Here is a 19,348-nt window from a genome sequence, read left to right as displayed (position 1 = left end):
AAGAGCCGCCGGCAATGTCCGGCAGCCCTTTTCTTTATCTGGAGCGGCTGATTCTTTCGAATACGCGTTCAGCAGCTTGAATCGTATGCTCAATGTCGTCATCCGTATGAGCGGTTGACAAGAACAGCCCTTCAAACTGTGAAGGCGGGAGAAACACGCCTTCATCGGCCATCCCTTTATAATATTCGGCAAACAGTCCGAGATCAGACTGTTTCGCTGTATCATAATTGATGACCGGTTCATTTGTGAAGAAAAAGCCGATCATAGACCCCGCTCGATTAAATGTACACGGAATGCCATTTTTCTCGGCAGCTTCAGAAATTCCTTTTTCCAAACGGTCTGCTTTGCGGGAGAATTCCTGGTAGGATTCAGGAGTCAGCTGTTTCAATGTTTCGAGTCCGGCTGTCATGGCAAGCGGGTTGCCGGACAGCGTGCCGGCCTGATAGATCGGACCGCTCGGCGCAATTTTCTCCATGATTTCCGCCTTTCCTCCATAAGCGCCGACAGGAAGACCGCCGCCGATCACTTTTCCGAGGCAAGTCAAATCAGGCGTCACTCTGAAATAGCCTTGCGCACAGTTGTAGCCCACCCTGAAGCCTGTCATTACTTCATCAAAAATCAGCAGAGCGCCATGCGTCTCAGTCAGCTCGCGAAGCCCTTCGAGGAACCCTTTAACCGGAGGTACAACACCCATATTGCCCGCGACAGGTTCAACGATAACGCCGGCAATGTCCTCTCCGAATTCCTGAAAGACAAGCTTCATGCTTTCCAGATCATTGTAAGGAACGGTAATCGTGTTTTTTGCAATGCTTTCCGGAACTCCGGGACTGTCAGGGAGGCCGAGCGTTGCTACTCCAGAGCCCGCTTTAATCAGCAGGGAATCACCGTGTCCATGGTAGCAGCCTTCAAATTTCACGATTTTGTTACGGCCTGTGTAACCGCGCGCCAGCCGCAAGGCGCTCATCGTCGCCTCCGTACCGGAGCTCACCATCCGAACGATTTCTATGGAAGGAACGCGGTCGATGACAAGCTCGGCAAGCTCGGTTTCCAGTTCTGTCGGTGCACCGAAGCTTGTCCCGTGTTCTGCCGTCTTTTGAATTTCTTTCACCACTTTTTCATTGCTGTGTCCTAAAATAAGCGGTCCCCATGACAAGACATAATCGATGTATTCGTTTCCGTCAATATCATAGATTTTTGATCCTTTTCCCCGTTCCATAAAAATCGGGTCCATGTTCACTGATTTAAAGGCTCTGACCGGGCTGTTCACCCCGCCAGGCATGACTCGTTGCGCGTCTTCGAATGCCGCTTTAGACTTCTCATAGCTCCGCATCCTCTAAAACCCCCAGTTCAAATTCTTATTCCGAAATCCATTTTGCCGCATCTTTTGCAAAGTACGTAATGATCAAATCAGCGCCCGCCCGCTTCATGCTTGTCAGCATTTCGAGAACAAGAGCTTTTTCTTCAATCCAGCCGTTTTGGGCCGCGGCTTTGACCATCGCATACTCCCCGCTTACATTGTATCCGACAACAGGCAGGTTAAATTCGTTTTTCACTTCTCTGACGATATCAAGATATGAAAGCGTCGGCTTGACGATCAGGAAATCGGCGCCTTCTTCCACATCGGATTTTGCCTCCCGGAGAGCCTCCCTGCGGTTGGCATAATCCATTTGGTACGTCTTGCGGTCGCCGAACTGCGGACTGCTTCCCGCGGCATCGCGGAACGGGCCGTAAAACGCGCTCGCATATTTTACAGCGTACGACATGATCGGCACATTTGTAAATCCTTCCTGATCAAGCGCATCCCTGATGGCGGCAACGAAACCGTCCATCATGTTTGAAGGCGCAATAATGTCAGCGCCTGCACGGGCTTGGCTGACAGCGGTTTTTGCCAAAAGAACGAGCGATTCGTCATTTAGTATTTCACCGTTTTCCACAAGGCCGCAGTGACCGTGGTCCGTGTACTCGCATAGGCATGTATCTGCGATAACGACAAGCTCAGGAAAGTCTTGTTTAATTTGTGCAATCGCTTTTTGAACGATGCCGTGGTTGTGATAGGCTCCGCTTCCCACATCATCTTTGTGTTCAGGCACGCCGAAGACGATCACAGATTGAATGCCGAGGCCTGCGACTTCCTCCATTTCCTCTTTCAGCCGGTCCAAAGACAGCTGGTATACGCCCGGCATGGACGGAACTTCGCTTTTAACGTTCTCTTCCTCGGTTACAAATATCGGATAAATGAAGTCAGATGCTCTTAACTCGGTTTCTCTTACCAATTTTCGCATACCTGCTGTCGTCCGCAGGCGGCGGTGTCTTTGAAATGATGCTTCCATTTGTCATTCTCCCTTTCTTGAAATGCGGCATATTTCACGCAGCATTCCGTCGATTGTATAGACGTCCGGCATATATGAAGGAATTCCGTAGTCCGACAGCGCCTTCTTTGTCATAGGCCCGATCGTAATAAAAGCCGTACCGTTCTTTTCGGCCCACGTTCTGCTCTCCTCTTTCAAAATGGACATGAATGTATGTACCGTCGAGGAGCTGGTAAATGTCACAAAATCAAAAGACGCGTGTTTTGCTGCTTCCTTAAGCTCCAGAATTCCCTTTTCATCGCGAACGGTTTCATACAAAATCCATTCCGAAACTTGAATTCCGAGCGGAGTGAGGGTTTTCTTGATGACGTCCCGGGATAAATTCCCTTTTAAAACGGCAACTTTATCATGACGGCCGGCATTTCGCTTCAGTGCCTCCGCCAAATGTTCAGCCACGTATAACTCAGGCATCAGATCGACAGAAAGACCCCTGTCGCGCAAATACCTGGCCGTTTTTTCACCGACAGCGGCAACCTTGGCCTTTGATGCGAAAGGAACGCTGAACCCGGCGTTCTTCAAATAAGAAAAAAAGAATTTTGCCCCGTTCACGCTTGTAAAAACAAGCCAGTCCGCGCTTTCAAGATCTGCTCGAAAGCGCTGGGCCTGTTCTCGCGGGAGGGCGGGCCGAAACGAAATCAATGACGTTAAAACAGCTTCTCCGCCTAAAGCCTCCACCTTTTCCCTGAAGGATTGGGCTTGGGCTTTATTGCGGGTGACGAGCACTTTCTTTCCCTGTAAAGGAAGATCATGCTTCATTGTCTTCCAGCTCCTGTTTCACACGGTCAATCAGTGCCTTTGCTCCTTTTTCCGACATGACCGCCGCGCATTCTCTGCCGACAGCCTCCGGATCTTTTCCTTTTACTGTTTCTCTGTATGCGGTTTTTCCGTCAGGCGATGCCACAAGACCGGTCAGTTCGATGACGCCGTCTTCGTCCATCGTCGCAAATCCGGCGATTGGCACTTGGCAGCCGCCTTCCATCGCATGAAGAAAAGCGCGCTCGGCCGTGACGGTCAGCTGTGTGTAGCGGTCGTTCAGGCGCGAAAAGAGGGACAGCAGCTCCTCATCCGAGCCTCTGCACTCGATCGCCAACGCGCCTTGCCCAACGGCGGGAAGGCAGCTCTCTGGATCAAGAAATTCGGTGACGACATCGTCCTTCCAGCCCATTCTTGACAGGCCTGCCGCTGCTAAAATAATCGCGTCGTAATCTTCGGTTTCAAGTTTTTTTAACCTTGTATCGATATTTCCCCTGATCCACTTGATCTCAAGGTCGGGACGCATTTGCAAAAGCTGCGCGCTTCTTCTGAGGCTGCTCGTGCCGATAACCGCACCTTGTTTCAGGTCGGCCAGCTTTTGACGGCTTTTTGAAATGAGAACGTCCCTGGCATCTTCCCGTTTTGGAATGCAGCCGACCACCAGCCCTTCGGGAAGCGCCGACGGCATGTCCTTCATGCTGTGAACGGCCATATCAATTTCCCCGGAAAGCATCGCCTGTTCGATTTCTTTGACGAACAGGCCTTTCCCGCCGACCTTTGACAGCGTAACATCCAAGATCCGGTCGCCTTTTGTAACGATTTCCTTTATTTCAAACGTGAAATCCGGATTTAATTCCTCCAGCTTTTTGATCACCCATTTTGTCTGGGTCATCGCCAATTTGCTTCTTCTTGAGCCTACAATGATGTTTCTCATGTTTTCTTCCTCCCAATCCGTCACGGGCAACCGTTTTAACTAACTAAACCAATGAAATTGCGAAAAGCTGCCGAGCAAAAAGAAATTGATTAAAAGAACAAGAAAAGACGCGGTATTCCACATGGCCGCAATCCTTCCCTGCAGCTCTTTGACAATCCTGATAAATAAATAGTATCCGTATAAAAAAAGCAGCACGATCGATCCGAGCACTTTCGGATCCGCCCAGTACAGGGTTTCAAGCGATACATACGACCAGATAATCCCCAGAATCAGACTCAGCAAAAGCATGGGAACGCCGATGAGATTAAGGACATAAGCCATATGATCAAGTTTTGGCAAATCTTCGATTCGTAAGAGCCATTTCCCCCACTTTTTCTTTTTCAATAAACGGTACTGAAAAAGATACAGCACGGAAAAGACAAACGACAATGAAAACGCTCCATACGAAAGAATCGCCATTGTAATGTGGATGATCAAGAGCTCGGACACGAGCCTTCCCGAAAGCTCCGCCGACTGCTGGGCCGTCGGTGTAAACGTGTGGATCGCCGCCATTGAAAAGCCGATGAGATTGGTGAAAAAAACGAGAAATTCCACTTTCAAAAGCTTCGTCAAAACGAGAGACAGCGTGACAAGCACCCACGCGTAAAAATAAAGCCCCTGTGCATTATTCAAAACAGGAAACTGATCTGTGTACTGCATGAAATAAAAAAGGTATACCGTCTGCAGAATCCAGACAATAGAAAGCAACCAGAAGGCCGCTTTTCCCGCCTTCCGGTTGTGCTGTAAAAAGTCTATAAAATAAAAGAGGACGGTGAGCGCGTACAACACGATTGTAACTTCGTTAAGCCTTGCTAACAATGTGTCTGTCATGTCTGTCACTCGCTCGCGATAGAAGTCAAACCCTGCTGGTTTTGCCGCTTAAACGCATGAACCGGCTGGCGTTCGTCTTGATTCTCTCCGTCAGGAAAAGCCGCTTCTTCAATATCAAAAATCTGCGTAAACAGCGCAAGCTTTTCTTCGGCATCAGCTTCTGACGCAAACTCCTTCACTTTTAAAATCGGGTCGCGCAAGAGCTGGTTGATAATGCTTTTCGTATGCTTGTTTAAAAGTTTTTTCTCTCTTGTGCTCAAGTGAGGGAGCTTCCGTTCGATGCTCTGCATCGTTTCCGCCTGGATTGTCAAAGCTTTTTCCCTGAGAGCAGAGATGACCGGCACGACGCCGAGCGTATTCAGCCATTGTTTAAAAGCGACGATCTCAGCTTCAATAATCAGCTCCACTTCTTCAGCAACGGCCTGACGCTCCTTCAGATTTTCTTCCACGATCCCTTCAAGATCGTCAATATCGTACAGAAAGACGCCTTCCACATCGCTGAGAGCCGGGTCAAGATCCCGCGGCACGGCAATATCCACCATAAAAAGCGGACATCCTTTGCGAAGCTTATTGACATGTTCGATCATCTCTTTTGTGACGACATAGCCGCTTGCGCCCGTTGAACTGATGAGAATGTCGGCTTCCATTAAAGCGCATTGCAGCTCATTTAAGCTTTTCGCCGCGCCTGAAAAACGGCCGGCAAGCTCCTTCGCTTTTGAAAATGTTCTGTTGATCACGGTAACCTGTCCGATTCCGTGGCCGTGCAGGTTTTGAACCGCAAGCTCTCCCATTTTGCCCGCGCCGAGAATCAGCACGTGTTTATCGGAAAGGTCGCCGAAGATTTTCCTGGCAAGCTCGACGGCTGCATAGCTTACGGATACAGCATTTGAAGCAATGTCCGTTTCGGCATGGCAGCGCTTCGCGACGGTGACAGCCTGCTTAAACAAATAGTTGAAAACGGTACCAATTGTCTTCTCTTCCTGAGCCAGCTTAAAACTTGTACGCACTTGGCCTAAAATCTGCGTTTCTCCAATAACCATCGAATCCAATCCGCACGATACGCGGAACAAATGTTCAACGGCTCCGTCGTTTTCATAAAACTTCAAGTAAGGCGAAATGTCCTCTTTGCTTAGTCCGAACCAGTTCGCCAAAAACATTTTCATATAATAACGTCCGGTGTGCAGCTGATCAACGACTGCATACAGCTCTGTCCGGTTGCATGTCGACACGATGATATTCTCAAGTATGCTTTTTTCTTCTTTCAATTGCGACATCGCCTGCCCCAGCTCATCCGGCTGAAAGGTTAACTTTTCACGTATATCAACAGGGGCTGATTTGTAATCCAATCCCACGACAAGTATATGCATAACTCTTGCTTGCACCCCCAACATCTATCTAAATTAGAATGATTATAATATAGAATTTATTATTCAAAACGATTATAACATATATTCACTATTTTCTCTTCCCAAAATGTGAACAGATTTTAAAAAATTGATGTGATATAGTAGAAAATGTGTTTCTATTTCTTTCACTACATCAAGAAGGTGATACTTTGAAAAAGAAATCTGTTTTGCTTCCATTGCTGTTGATAGCCGTGGCTGTCTACGCCTTTCTGCGGTCGGGCCGGATCAGCCTGTTTGACGGACAGGAAGAATGGTCTGTACTTGCGGGGCTCATCGGGCTGGCTCTTTTTTATCAGGGGCAGAAGGAAGCCGATTCCGCCCATTCCTTTGCAGGGCTCTTTATGACAGCGATCGGCGTTTATTTCACATTTAAAGAGGACTATTTCAGCCGCGCGGATGATTTTGCGGTCATCGTGCTGATCCTCGGTGCGGCGCTTCTTGTCAAATCGTTTAAGACGAAAGAATATCAATATGAGAGTCTGCTGATGATCGCAGTCGCCCTCTATCTTTATTTTTTCCGGCAGATTGCCGCCTGGCTGAAGACGGCGAATATCGAGACGGCATATGTAGAAGCTTATTGGCCGGCCGCTTTTATCGCGGTTAGTCTGCTTTTATTATTCTTAAAAAGAAAATAGTTTATTCAAGAAAAAGCACTTGCATCAATCCCGCAAGTGCTTTTTCTTTTATCTCGCGATCATTTGCTCGATCGCCGACCACGCTTCTTGTTTACCCTTTTTCGTCTCGGAGGAAAACAAGATGAGCTGGTCTTCTTTTTCTATATTGAGCGTCTCTTTGACGACTTTGGCATGCTTTTCCCATTTACCTTTAGGGATTTTATCCGCTTTTGTCGCAATCACGATCACAGGAATTTCATAATGCTTTAAAAAGTCGTACATGATGACATCATCCTGTGAAGGAGCATGCCTGAGGTCGACGATTTGGACGACCGCTTTCAGTTCTTCGCGGGATGTCAAATACGTCTCTATCATACGGCCCCAAGCCTCGCGCTCCGTTTTGGAGACTTTCGCAAATCCGTAACCGGGCACATCGACAAAGTGAAGGACATCGTTAATGATATAAAAGTTTAATGTCTGTGTTTTGCCCGGCTTTGATGATGTCCTCGCTAAGTTTTTACGGTTGATCATTGTATTGATAAATGACGATTTTCCGACATTAGATCTCCCGGCAAGGGCGATTTCCGGCAGCCCCCCTTCAGGGTACTGCTCGGGTTTCACCGCACTGATGACAATCTCTGATTTCGTTACTTTCATTTCTCTTCTCCTACTAGCGCATGCTTTAGAACTTCGTCCAGGTGAGCGACAGGAATGAAGGTTAAGCCTTCCCGCACGCTGTTTGGAATGTCCTCAATGTCTTTTTCATTATCTTTCGGCATAATGACAGTCTTTAAGCCGGCACGGTGTGCGCCGAGCGCCTTTTCCTTCAAGCCGCCGATCGGAAGGACGCGGCCTCTTAACGTGATTTCGCCGGTCATGCCGACATTTCGTGAAACAGGTCGGCCCGTCAGCGCCGAAACAAGAGCTGTCGCCATTGTGATCCCCGCGGATGGCCCGTCCTTCGGAACGGCCCCTTCCGGCACGTGAATGTGAATATCGTGTTTTTCATGAAAATCAGGATTGATGTTTAACTCTTCCGCTTTTGAACGGACATAGCTGAATGCGGCTTGTGCCGACTCTCTCATGACATCGCCGAGCTTTCCGGTTAAAATGAGCTTGCCTTTCCCGGGGGAAAGAGACACTTCGATGGACAGCGTATCTCCGCCGACCGTCGTGTAAGCGAGACCTGTGACAACGCCGATCTGATCGTCGAGCTCAGCCTGTCCGTACCTGAACATTCTTTTTCCTAAATAGTCTTCAAGGTTTTTGTCCGTGACCGTAATTCTTTTTCTTTCCCCTGATACGATCAGCTTCGCCGCTTTTCTGCATATCGCTGCGATTTGGCGTTCAAGACTTCTGACGCCGGCTTCCCTTGTATAATAGCGAATAACATCAAGGACAGCCTGCTCCCGTATTTGCAGATTGGATTTTTTCAGACCGTGTTCTTTCAGCTGTTTTGGAAGCAGATGGTCTTTGACGATTTCGACCTTTTCCACTTCCGTATAGCCGGCGATCGTGATGATCTCCATACGGTCTCTGAGCGGACCCGGGATTGTGGCCAGGTTGTTCGCGGTCGCAATAAACAAAACCTTTGATAAATCAAACGTCTCTTCAATATAATGGTCGCTGAACGTATGGTTTTGTTCAGGATCGAGCACTTCCAGCATCGCTGAAGCAGGATCTCCTCTGAAATCCGAAGCCATTTTGTCAATCTCGTCCAAAAGGAACACGGGATTGTTCTTGCCTGCTTTTTTCATCCCCTGAATAATGCGGCCCGGCATGGCGCCTACATATGTGCGGCGGTGGCCGCGGATTTCGGATTCATCCCTCACGCCGCCAAGGGAAATGCGGACAAATTTGCGTCCGAGCGATTTGGCGATCGATTTGGCCAGCGAGGTTTTTCCGACACCCGGAGGTCCGGCCAAGCATAAGATCGGTCCTTTTAACGAGCGGGTCAGCTTTTGGACTGCCAAATATTCGAGAACCCGTTCTTTCACTTTTTCAAGGCCGTGATGTTCTTCATCAAGAATTTGACTGGCGAGATTTAAATCAAGCCTGTCTTCTGTTGCATCATTCCATGGGAGGGAAATAAGCCATTCAATATAATTGCGGATGACAGAACTTTCAGCTGAGCTTGACGGAATTTTTTCGTACCGGTTTAGCTCTTTAAACGCGGTTTCTTTCACATTGTCAGGCATGCCGGCCTGTTCGATTTTCTCAGTCAGCTTTTGGACCTCGCCCGTTTTTCCTTCTTTATCGCCAAGCTCTTTTTGGATGGCTTTCATCTGCTCGCGCAGGTAATACTCCTTTTGCGTTCTTTCCATTGAACGCTTGACGCGCTGCCCGATCTTCTTTTCAATCTCAAGGACTTCTTTTTCGTTGTGAATCAGGTCGATCACTTTGTTTAATCTGGCTTTGACATCGATCGTTTCCAGCACTTCCTGCTTGTCTTTCAACTTAAGCGGCAGGTGGGAGGCGACGATATCGGCCATTCTTCCCGGCTCTTCAATATCTGTCACAGCGGCAAATGTTTCAGCCGATATTTTTTTCGAAATCTTTATGTATTGATCGAAGTGGTCAAGCAATGTGCGCATGAGTGCTTCATCTTCAACATCTTTTTCAGTCTCTTCATCGATTCGTTCGATTTTTACAGACGTATATTCATCTAAATCATGGTACTCAAGAATGCGGGCGCGCTGCAGCCCCTCCACCAAAACGCGGATCGTTCCGTTCGGCAGCTTGAGCATCTGCTTGATTTTTGTATAGGTTCCGAATGTAAAAATCTCGTCTTCATCCGGTTCGTCTATGGATATGTCCTTTTGTGTTGCCAAAAAAATCATATGGTCATTCATCATCGCCTGTTCAAGCGCCTGAACCGACTTTTCACGCCCGACGTCAAGGTGCAAAACCATCGTCGGATAGACGAGTAAACCTCTTAAAGGGAGGAGCGGGATGTTTCGTTTCGTTTCATCTGCCATTTTGACTGACACCTCCGTAACTTTAGTATGAACCATTATAATATACTTTTTTTATCCCTGTACAATTGTAAGCCCGGCGAAATAAAAAGGGTCTCCTGTAGTATACCCTTTCTTTCAGTTCTGAAAAAGGAAAAGATGTCCTCCGCTAAGAAAACATGCCGGCGCCTGTCGGAGAAAACCGGCCCGAAAAAAATCCCCATCTGAAATGATGGGGATTTATACGGATTCTCTTTTCATCTGAGCGCCGTCAGGCATTTCTGAAGGAGGGTTGACCAATGCAAGGTCCAGCACTTCCTGCAAGGTTTTGACGGGAATGATATGTACGCCTTCTATCCGCTTTAAAATCGACTGGACATTTTCGTGCGGAATAATAACAGTTTTTGCCCCCGCATGCTTGGCCGCTTTGATTTTCGGAATCACGCCGCCGATCGGCTTTACCCGGCCGTTCAGGCTGATTTCCCCCGTCATGGCGACAGTATGGTCTATCGGAACCTTATGAATGGCGGAGAAAATGCCCGCCGCCATGGCAATTCCTGCAGATGGTCCGTCAACCGGGATACCGCCGGGGAAATTCACGTGAATATCATAATCCGAAGCTTTTACTCCCATTGTCCGCAATACAGTCATGACATTTTCGACCGACCCTTTCGCCATGCTTTTCCGTCGGATCGATTTTGACTGGTTGCCGATATTCTCTTCTTCTGCGATGCCTGTGATATTAATCGATCCCTTATCAGCAGCCTTGTTGACTGTGACTTCAATTTCGAGCAGCGAACCGCTGTTAGGGCCGTGGACGGCAAGTCCGTTGACGATGCCGACCTGCGGTTTGGAGGCGATTTTTTGTTCGTATTTCGGTGTCAGCTGGCTCGAATGGATCACCCATTCGATATCTTCAACCGTCACCTCGTCACGCTCTTCAGTCAAAGCCATTCCGGCGGCGATTTGCATCATATTGACGACTTCGCGGCCGTTTCTCGCATACCGCGTCAACAGGTCAAGTCCTTCCTCTGCGACTTTCTTCTCAATCTTATCAGCCGCTTTTTTGGCGACCGTTTTTAATTCTTGCTTTTCAAGGTCGCGGAAGAACACTTCTAGACATCTCGACCGAATCGCTGGCGGGATTTCGTCAGGCATCCTCGTCGTCGCGCCGATCAGTCTGAAATCCGCCGGCAGCCCGTTTTGAAAAATGTCGTGGATGTGTTTGGGGATTTGCGTGTTTTCTTCACTGTAATAGGCGCTTTCCAAAAACACTTTCCGATCTTCAAGCACCTTCAGCATTTTATTCATTTGAATCGGATGAAGCTCTCCAATTTCGTCGATGAATAATACCCCGCCGTGCGCATGCGTAACGGCTCCCTGCTTTGGCTGAGGAATTCCGGCCTGCCCCATCGCTCCGGCACCCTGATAAATCGGATCGTGGACCGATCCGATCAACGGGTCGGCGATTCCCCGCTCGTCGAAGCGGGCCGTTGTCGCGTCAAGCTCGACAAAGACGGAATGTTCCTGGAACGGTGAGCGCTTGTTCTTTTTCGCTTCTTCGAGGACAAGCCTTGCAGCTGCGGTTTTCCCCACACCTGGAGGGCCGTAAATAATGACATGCTGCGGATTTGGTCCGCAAAGGGCGGCTTTCAGTGCTTTAATGCCGTCCTCTTGGCCGACGATGTCTTTAAAAGCTGTCGGCCTCACCTTTTCTGATAACGGTTCTGATAAATGGATTGATCTCATTTTCCGGAGCTGTTCCATCTCTTTTTTGGACTCTCTGTCTATCGTAACCTTTTGGGTTCTTTGATTCTTGAGCAGATTCCAAAAATATAATCCGATGATGATCCCGAAAAATAGTTGTACAAAAAGTGCAATGCTCGTCCAGCTCAACTGATGGTCCCTCCTGAAATGGTTTCGTATCTTTAAGTATGTCAGATAGTATTTCCTGATCACGGAGGGAATAAACGTACAGAAAGGGATAATTTTGCTTTTCGAACCGTCACTTTTTTCTGTATGGCGACGGTTTCCAAATGCAAAAAAAGAACCTCCTTTGGCTAGGAGGTTCTCTGCATTATGCTGAAGTTTTTTTGTCTTTATTGACGACCGTGCCGTCTTTCATAATGAGACGCGGCGGTTCGCCGTCAGTGACGGTTTTGCCTGTAATCACGCATTTTTCAATATCCTCGCGTGACGGCAGATCGAACATCACGTCGAGCATGATTCCTTCGATAATGGAACGAAGTCCGCGTGCTCCTGTTTTACGTTCAATTGCTTTTTTAGCGATTTCTGTGAGCGCTTCGTCTTCAAATACAAGCTCCACATCATCCAGCTCAAGCATTTTTCTATATTGTTTAACAAGTGCGTTTTTCGGTTTTGTTAAAATTTCAACCAGCGCTTTTTCATCGAGTGGTTCAAGGCTTGCGATGATCGGGAGACGGCCGATGAATTCAGGGATCAGACCGAAGCGAAGCAAGTCTTCCGGAAGCACTTTGGAAAGAAGCGCTTCTTTTTCATGATCTTCATGCTTGTTGTCAGAGCCGAAGCCGATGACCTTTTGACCGAGACGGCGCTTGATGATTTGCTCGATTCCGTCAAAAGCTCCGCCGCAAATGAACAGGATGTTGGTTGTGTCAATCTGGATGAACTCTTGATGAGGATGCTTTCTTCCGCCTTGTGGAGGAACGCTTGCAACCGTACCTTCAAGAATTTTAAGCAGAGCCTGCTGAACGCCTTCACCTGATACATCGCGTGTAATTGAAGGGTTCTCGGACTTTCTGGCCACTTTATCGATTTCATCGATGTAGATAATGCCTTTTTCCGCTTTTTCAACATCGTAGTCAGCAGCCTGAATCAGCTTAAGCAAAATGTTCTCCACATCTTCACCGACATAGCCTGCTTCAGTAAGCGAAGTGGCATCTGCAATGGCAAACGGCACATTCAGGATGCGGGCTAGTGTTTGAGCAAGAAGCGTTTTTCCGCTTCCAGTCGGTCCGATCATGGAAATATTACTTTTTGACAGCTCGACATCATCGACTTTGCTGTTCGAATTGATCCGCTTGTAATGATTGTAGACGGCCACGGCAAGGGATTTTTTTGCCTGGTCCTGGCCGATGACGTATTCATCAAGAATCTCGCGGATTTCCTTTGGTTTTGGGACATCTTTGAACTCCACTTCTTCTTCAGAGCCGAGTTCCTCTTCTACAATTTCAGTGCAAAGTTCGATGCACTCGTCACATATATATACGCCTGGTCCGGCGACAAGCTTGCGTACCTGATCTTGTGTTTTTCCGCAAAACGAGCATTTTAATTGTCCTTTTTCCTCGTTGAATTTAAACATTCTTTCACCCCTTATATCCTTGTCATTCCTGTTTCTTCGTTAAAAGAAACATCGCTTGAAAACATTCGTTCCATTATGTATTGCATTTTACCACACTTTCCAAAAAGGCGATAACGTTGTGTTTGCCGTTCGGCATATTCAATATGTATGTTGATCAAAACGACATTATCTATCCTTTCCCAAAGAAAAGATGATAAGTCAAAATTGTATAAAACAAGGCACGAAACATTCGCGCCCTGTTTTATATAAAGTATGATTATGAAACATATTAACGGTTTTCTACAAGAAAATCAATTGCTTTGCGAACTTTTAAGTCCTCTTTCATTCCTTCTGTAGAACCGATTGCTTGTTTGATGTTTTCAACAGGCATGTTGTACGCTTCAGCCATTTTAGAAAGCTCTTCTTCGACTTCTTCGTCAGTGACTTGAAGGTTTTCAGCTTTGGCGATCGCTTCCAGTGTCAGGTTGGATTTCACGCGTTTTTCAGCATCCTCTTTCATTTGCTCTTTCAGCGCGTTTTCATCCTGTCCTGAGAATTGGAAGTAAAGCTCAAGGTTCATGCCTTGCATTTGCAGACGCTGTTCGAATTCTTTCATCATGCGGTCAAGCTCTGTGTCGATCATCGCTTGAGGAATGTCAGCTTCAGCGTTTTCAGCTGCTTTTACGACAAGCTCTTCGCGAAGTTTAGCGTCCGCTTCGTTTTCTTTTGCTTCCTCGAGACGTTTTTTCGTTTTTTCAGTCAGCTCGGCAAGCGTTTCAACTTCCTCATCGACATCTTTCGCAAACTCGTCATTAAGCTCAGGAAGCTCCTTCGCTTTGATTTCGTGGATTTTCACTTTGAATACGGCAGGTTTGCCCGCAAGCTCTTCCGCATGGTATTCCTCAGGGAATGTTACTTCTACGTCTTTTTCAGCACCGGCTTCAAGTCCGACAAGCTGATCTTCAAAACCTGGAATGAAAGAGCCTGAACCGACTTCAAGGGAATAGTTTTCCGCTTTTCCGCCTTCGAACGCTTCGCCGTCTACGAATCCTTCGAAGTCAAGAACAACAGTGTCCCCTTCTTCCACTTTGCCGTCTTCTTTTACAACGAGTTCAGCCTGGCGCTCTTGAAGAGACTTCAGTTCATTTTGAACGTCTTCATCCGTTACGGCAGTATCGTCTTTTTCAATGCCAAGGCCTTTGTATTCGCCAAGTTTCACTTCAGGCTTAACCGTTACCTTCGCAGTGAAGATCAGGTTTTCGCCTTTTTCGATTTTTTCCACATCGATTTCCGGGCGATCAACAGGCTCAATGCCCGCTTCCTCTACCGCTTTCGGATACTCGACAGGAAGCAGGATGTCCAGCGCATCCTGATAAAGCGCCTCAACACCAAAACGCTGTTCAAACAAACCGCGCGGTACTTTCCCTTTGCGGAATCCAGGAATGGATACTTGCTTTACGACTTTTTTAAATGCATCATCAAGGGCTTTATTAAAGGTATCGGCATCTACCTCAACCGTTAAAACGCCTTCGTTTCCTTCTTGCTTTTCCCATTTTACTGACATGTGTTTCCCTCCAAAATCTATTCAGGTTGTGTCGGTTTTCCATTTTAAAACAAACAAACGGCTACGTCCATCGCAAGCTGCCGACTGTGTGCAGCTCATGTGTTTCTGACAGCCATCATTATGTATACAAAGATAAATAATGAACTTTAAGCGGCAAACGGATCAACTTCCGTTTTTCACAAATGCAACCACTATATTATAACACAATGCCCGCTGCTTTCAACATTTACAAATAAGAAATTTCTTCTATGTCTTTGATGAGCGCGCAGGCCTCGTCAAGCTGTCTGTCATTGAATTCATAGAGAATATGAAGCTCCTCTTTATCGATGTCGATCCCGTGCATTTCGTATCCGACTTTATGCAGCGCAGCAGCCCAGAGCTCGCGGTTTGAGTATTTCGGCTGAAACGGATAGAGGACGTAAATATGCCTTCTCCACAGCTCTTCGACCGCTTGGTACAGCGTGGGATTTTCATTCCCCAGCGTATCATCCAGCACGCTCAGAACATGCTTTAATATCGGCATATCATCCGGCTTGACTGTCTCTGTCGGATTAATTGTCATCGAATCGCCAAATTTTGCGACAAGTGTCGGCTTTTCATGGTCTGACTCGGCCAAAAGCTGGAGAATCATCGTTTTTACGACAGGATGCGCGCTCGGATTTTGCAAAATTGTTTTCAACAAGCCGATATAGCTTGTCAGATTGCGGTCCTTCAGTCCGTGAAGAAGCTTAACCTGCTCTTCCGTGTCATTCAAAAGCCTTTCCTGATCAACCTCCTCCGTCTCGGGAAGGTCTTCGGTGATATCCTCAGGTCCGGGGTCTTCCGTCATCTTGCGGCTGAAATCAAGCAGTTTATAAAACTGTTCCGCGCTTTCAGGAGGCAGCTTATTTTCTTCGAGTACAGCTTCAATCGTTTCTTTTACTTTTTCGTATTGTCTGAGCTGGATTAAAATCGTCATATAGACTTGTAAAACGGTAAAATAATGGCCGTGGCCTTCTTTCAGCATTTTTTCACAGATGCCTTTCGCTTCTTCAAGCTCGCCGATTTCCAGCAGGCAGATGGCCATTCCCAGATAAATATCCGATTCCTCGTCATCATAGCGCTTCGCTTCAGAAAACAGCCTGAGCGCTTCATGGTAATTCTTTTCTTTAAGCGCGGCCATCCCTTTGTGCACTAAACGCTCCTTAACGTTCGGGAACGGGATGATCTTCGAGTTTTTCTTGTCATGCTTCATTTCTAAGTTCCTTTCAGGCACTTATTTTTTAACAAGTGTATCAACCCGGCCCGCTAAACACAAGAAAGAACCGGCGGCAGTATGCTGCCTTCAGCAAAAAAAGCCTCCGATCTACATCGGACAGCTTTTTTATGCTTGCAGCCAAGAACTTCTCTGTTTCTCAAATTGTTCGATTTCTTCTTCAAGGAGCAATGTTAAAGAAATTTCATCGTACCCGTTCAGCAGCATCTCTTTCCAATGCGGATCGACCTCAAAGGCAATCTGCTGCCCGGCGTGGTCTGTTATCGTCTGTTTTTCAAGATCGACAGTCATCAGCAAAGACTGATGTTCATACTGTTCAGCAAGCACTTTCCACGTCTCGTAAGGAAGGCGGATCGGCAGCATGCCGTTTTTGAAACAGTTCTGGTGAAAGATATCGGCAAAAGACGGCGCGATAATGATTTTAAATCCGTAGTCGTCTAGCGCCCATGGGGCGTGTTCCCTTGAAGAGCCGCAGCCGAAGTTTTCGCCGGCGATTAAAATCGAAGCGCCTTTGTATTCCGGCCGGTTCAGCTCAAAATCAGGGTTTGGATCGCCGTTATCCAAATACCTCCAGTCAAAGAAAGCAAAGCGGCCGTATCCCGTTCTTTCGATCCTCTTTAAAAATTGCTTCGGAATGATCTGGTCCGTGTCTACGTTGATTCTGTTTAGCACCGCTGCTATTCCGGTATGGGTCTTTAATGGCTCCATCTTGTCACTCCTCTATACAGCTGTTGTCTCTTGGTAATATTTTCTGACATCGACAAAGCGTCCGTGAATCGCGGCCATCGCGGCCATCGCCGGGCTGACGAGATGCGTCCTGGCCCCTTTGCCCTGTCTGCCTTCAAAATTGCGGTTGGAAGTGGAAGCACAGCGCTCTCCTTCAGGGACAACATCGTTGTTCATGCTCAAACACATGCTGCATCCCGATTCTCTCCATTCAAAACCCGCTTCGATGAAAATCTGGTGAAGCCCTTCATTTTCAGCTTGAATTTTGACGCTTTGCGAGCCGGGAACGACGATCGCTCTGACGCCGTCGGCGACTTTTTGGCCTTTTATCATTTCAGCAGCCTGGCGAAGATCTGTCATGCGCGAGTTGGTGCATGAACCGATAAAGACGTGCTCGATTGTAATGTCCTCGATTTTTTTATATGGTTCAAGACCCATATATTCATATGCGCGCTGCGCTTCTTTTTTATCGTCTTCCTGAGAGAAGGCCTCAGGGCCCGGAATCGCTTCATCAACCGGCAGCACCATGCCAGGGTTGATGCCCCACGTCACCATCGGTGAAATCGCGCTTCCGTCCATCACGATCGTCCGGTCGTAGACCGCCCCCGGATCGGTTCTCAGATTCTTCCACTCTTCTACAGCTTTCTCAAACTCTTCGCCTTTTGGCGCATATTTTTTCGTTTTGACATATTCAAATGTTGTTTCATCCGGTGCAATCAATCCTGCTCTTGCCCCAGCTTCGATTGACATGTTGCACACCGTCATCCGTTCGTCCATCGACATGTTTCGGAATACTTCGCCGGTATATTCAATGACATAACCCGCACCGAATTTAACCCCGTATTTTCCGATGACCGCCAGAATGACGTCTTTAGCCGTCACTCCTTTTTGCAGTTTGCCGTCAACGCGGATTTCCAGCGTCTTCGGTTTTTGCTGCCAAAGCGTCTGCGTCGACAAGACGTGCTCCACCTCGCTCGTTCCGATTCCGAAAGCGAGCGCACCAAACGCTCCGTGTGTAGATGTATGACTGTCTCCGCAAACGATCGTTTTGCCCGGCAGCGTCAGCCCCAGTTCAGGCCCGATGACATGGACGATCCCCTGGTTGACGCTTGACAAGTCTGCGAGGCGGATGCCGAATTCTTCGCAATTCCGTTCGAGCGCACTGACCTGCCGTTTGGCGACATCATCTTTAATCTCAAACCGATTGACAGTCGGAATGTTGTGGTCCATTGTGGCAAACGTATTTTGAGGCCGTCTGACTTTTCTATTCTTTTGCCTTAGGCCTTCAAAGGCCTGGGGTGACGTTACCTCGTGTATCAGATGCAGATCGATATAGAGAAGGTCAGGCTTCCCTTCACCTTTTTTAATCACGTGTTGATCCCAAATTTTTTCGATGATCGTTCGAGGCATCATCTTTCTTCCTCCCTCTACCAATATCCATTTTCCTTAAACGTAAGCGGTCATGATGTTTGAAATGGCATTGTCGTCTGCCAGCGCAGCTTTTACTTCCCCTGTAATCGATTGAGTCGTGGAATGTTCCGATCCTTTTGCCAGGTCCTTCGTCCGCTTACCTGCCCGGAGAACTTGATCAACTGCGTGTTCAACAGCTTTCGCTTCAGCTTCAAGACCGAATGACGTCCTGAGCATCATAGCCGCGGACAAGATCGCCGCAAGCGGATTGGCAATGTTCTGTCCCGCGATATCAGGGGCCGAGCCGTGGACAGGTTCATATAGATGAAGTCCGGAGCTTGATAAGCTTGCCGACGGCAGCATGCCGAGCGACCCGGTCAGCATCGATGCTTCATCGCTTAAAATATCGCCGAACATGTTTTCAGTCACGATAATGTCAAACTGTCCAGGCGCATAAATGAGCTGCATCGCTGCATTGTCGACGAGCATGTGCTCAAGCTTGACGTCAGGAAACTCTTTCGCTACTTCTTCCGCCGTCTTGCGCCATAGTTTGCTTGACTCAAGGACGTTCGCTTTATCAACAGAGGTCACTTTGCCTTTTCGTCTCTGCGCCATTTGGAAGGCCTCCCTGATGACCCTTTCCATTTCCGACTTTTTATAAAACAGCGTGTCAACGGCTTCTTCCTCGCCGTTCTGATTGACGTACTGCTCGCTAGGCTTTCCGAAATACAGGCCGCCCGTCAGCTCGCGAACGATGACAAAGTCAACACCTTCGATATATTCAGCTTTTAACGGAGAAGCCCCCGCAAGGCTTTCAAATACTTTAACAGGCCGCAGATTGGCAAAAAGATCGAGCTGCTTGCGGATGGCGAGCAGCCCTTTTTCAGGCCTCAGCTCAGAAGGATTTTGATCCCATTTCGGCCCGCCTACTGCTCCGAGCAAAATGGCGTCCGCAGCTTTGCAAGCGGCGACAGTTTCCTCGGGAAGCGGCGCTCCCGCCTCATCAATTGCCGCTCCGCCGATCAGGCCGTATTCAAATTCGAATTCATGCTGATAATGTTCAGCAACGCTTTTCAGCACATCAACAGCCGCGTCCAATACTTCGGGACCAATTCCGTCACCGGGCAAAAGTGCGATTCGTTTTTTCAAATTCAACAAACTCCTTCCTTAT

General features: G+C 47.8%; 16 protein-coding genes. 1 reads left to right on the top strand and 15 read right to left on the bottom strand.

The window, feature by feature from the left end:
• Nucleotides 1-34: 34 nt before the first annotated feature.
• The 6 genes from hemL to hemA are packed head-to-tail and all read right to left on the bottom strand — an operon-like array spanning nucleotide 35 to nucleotide 6,293.
• Entirely contained in the window at nucleotides 35-1,330 is a 1,296-nt protein-coding gene (gene hemL / locus M1E03_RS06780; protein WP_161517346.1) for a glutamate-1-semialdehyde 2,1-aminomutase, read from the bottom strand.
• A gap of 25 nt (nucleotides 1,331-1,355) precedes the next feature.
• Nucleotides 1,356-2,330 carry a porphobilinogen synthase gene (gene hemB, locus M1E03_RS06775; protein ID WP_020452461.1) on the bottom strand — a complete coding sequence of 325 codons (975 nt, stop codon included), beginning with the start codon at nucleotides 2,328-2,330 and terminating at the stop codon, nucleotides 1,356-1,358.
• A gap of 3 nt (nucleotides 2,331-2,333) precedes the next feature.
• Nucleotides 2,334-3,125 carry a uroporphyrinogen-III synthase gene (locus M1E03_RS06770; protein WP_026579130.1) on the bottom strand — a complete coding sequence of 264 codons (792 nt, stop codon included), beginning with the start codon at nucleotides 3,123-3,125 and terminating at the stop codon, nucleotides 2,334-2,336.
• Nucleotides 3,115-4,056 carry a hydroxymethylbilane synthase gene (hemC, locus tag M1E03_RS06765; RefSeq protein WP_020452463.1) on the bottom strand — a complete coding sequence of 314 codons (942 nt, stop codon included), beginning with the start codon at nucleotides 4,054-4,056 and terminating at the stop codon, nucleotides 3,115-3,117. Before hemC ends, M1E03_RS06770 begins: the two co-directional genes overlap by 11 nt.
• Nucleotides 4,057-4,095: 39 nt before the next feature.
• Nucleotides 4,096-4,926 carry a cytochrome c biogenesis protein gene (locus tag M1E03_RS06760; RefSeq protein ID WP_020452464.1) on the bottom strand — a complete coding sequence of 277 codons (831 nt, stop codon included), beginning with the start codon at nucleotides 4,924-4,926 and terminating at the stop codon, nucleotides 4,096-4,098.
• A 5-nt stretch (nucleotides 4,927-4,931) separates the two neighbouring features.
• Entirely contained in the window at nucleotides 4,932-6,293 is a 1,362-nt protein-coding gene (hemA, locus tag M1E03_RS06755; RefSeq protein ID WP_020452465.1) for a glutamyl-tRNA reductase, read from the bottom strand.
• A 188-nt stretch (nucleotides 6,294-6,481) separates the two neighbouring features.
• Here hemA and M1E03_RS06750 point away from each other — a divergent pair, with 188 nt between their 5' ends.
• Complete coding sequence (locus tag M1E03_RS06750) at nucleotides 6,482-6,967, top strand: hypothetical protein (protein WP_020452466.1); 486 nt, start codon at nucleotides 6,482-6,484, stop codon at nucleotides 6,965-6,967.
• Nucleotides 6,968-7,015: 48 nt separating this feature from the next.
• Here the strand turns inward: M1E03_RS06750 and yihA are convergent, their stop codons facing one another.
• The 9 genes from yihA to leuB form a co-directional block, all read right to left on the bottom strand.
• Nucleotides 7,016-7,603, bottom strand: coding sequence for a ribosome biogenesis GTP-binding protein YihA/YsxC (gene yihA, locus M1E03_RS06745; protein WP_025811037.1), 588 nt, complete (start codon nucleotides 7,601-7,603; stop codon nucleotides 7,016-7,018).
• Entirely contained in the window at nucleotides 7,600-9,924 is a 2,325-nt protein-coding gene (gene lon / locus M1E03_RS06740) for an endopeptidase La (RefSeq protein ID WP_020452468.1), read from the bottom strand. Before lon ends, yihA begins: the two co-directional genes overlap by 4 nt.
• 216 nt (nucleotides 9,925-10,140) lie before the next feature.
• Complete coding sequence (lonB, locus tag M1E03_RS06735) at nucleotides 10,141-11,796, bottom strand: ATP-dependent protease LonB (RefSeq protein WP_020452469.1); 1,656 nt, start codon at nucleotides 11,794-11,796, stop codon at nucleotides 10,141-10,143.
• Between the two features lie 181 nt (nucleotides 11,797-11,977).
• The gene (gene clpX, locus M1E03_RS06730) at nucleotides 11,978-13,243 is read right to left on the bottom strand and encodes an ATP-dependent protease ATP-binding subunit ClpX (RefSeq protein WP_145654320.1); all 1,266 of its coding nucleotides are present in this window, start codon (nucleotides 13,241-13,243) and stop codon (nucleotides 11,978-11,980) included.
• A 268-nt stretch (nucleotides 13,244-13,511) separates the two neighbouring features.
• A complete protein-coding gene (gene tig / locus M1E03_RS06725; RefSeq protein ID WP_020452470.1) occupies nucleotides 13,512-14,786 on the bottom strand; it encodes a trigger factor in 1,275 nt (424 codons plus the stop codon).
• A 226-nt stretch (nucleotides 14,787-15,012) separates the two neighbouring features.
• Nucleotides 15,013-16,020, bottom strand: coding sequence for a DNA damage checkpoint antagonist DdcA (ddcA, locus tag M1E03_RS06720; RefSeq protein ID WP_023855434.1), 1,008 nt, complete (start codon nucleotides 16,018-16,020; stop codon nucleotides 15,013-15,015).
• A 129-nt stretch (nucleotides 16,021-16,149) separates the two neighbouring features.
• Complete coding sequence (gene leuD / locus M1E03_RS06715) at nucleotides 16,150-16,749, bottom strand: 3-isopropylmalate dehydratase small subunit (RefSeq protein WP_035338217.1); 600 nt, start codon at nucleotides 16,747-16,749, stop codon at nucleotides 16,150-16,152.
• A gap of 12 nt (nucleotides 16,750-16,761) precedes the next feature.
• Nucleotides 16,762-18,180 (bottom strand): 3-isopropylmalate dehydratase large subunit, encoded by a 1,419-nt coding sequence (gene leuC, locus M1E03_RS06710; protein ID WP_079289277.1) that lies wholly within the window; start codon nucleotides 18,178-18,180, stop codon nucleotides 16,762-16,764.
• A 33-nt stretch (nucleotides 18,181-18,213) separates the two neighbouring features.
• A complete protein-coding gene (leuB, locus tag M1E03_RS06705) occupies nucleotides 18,214-19,326 on the bottom strand; it encodes a 3-isopropylmalate dehydrogenase (protein ID WP_023855435.1) in 1,113 nt (370 codons plus the stop codon).
• Nucleotides 19,327-19,348 lie beyond the last annotated feature (22 nt).

Source organism: Bacillus sp. PK6-013 (assembly GCF_054161445.1).
Note: the sequence above shows the minus strand (reverse complement) of the source record. Positions and strands in the feature narration are given on the sequence as shown.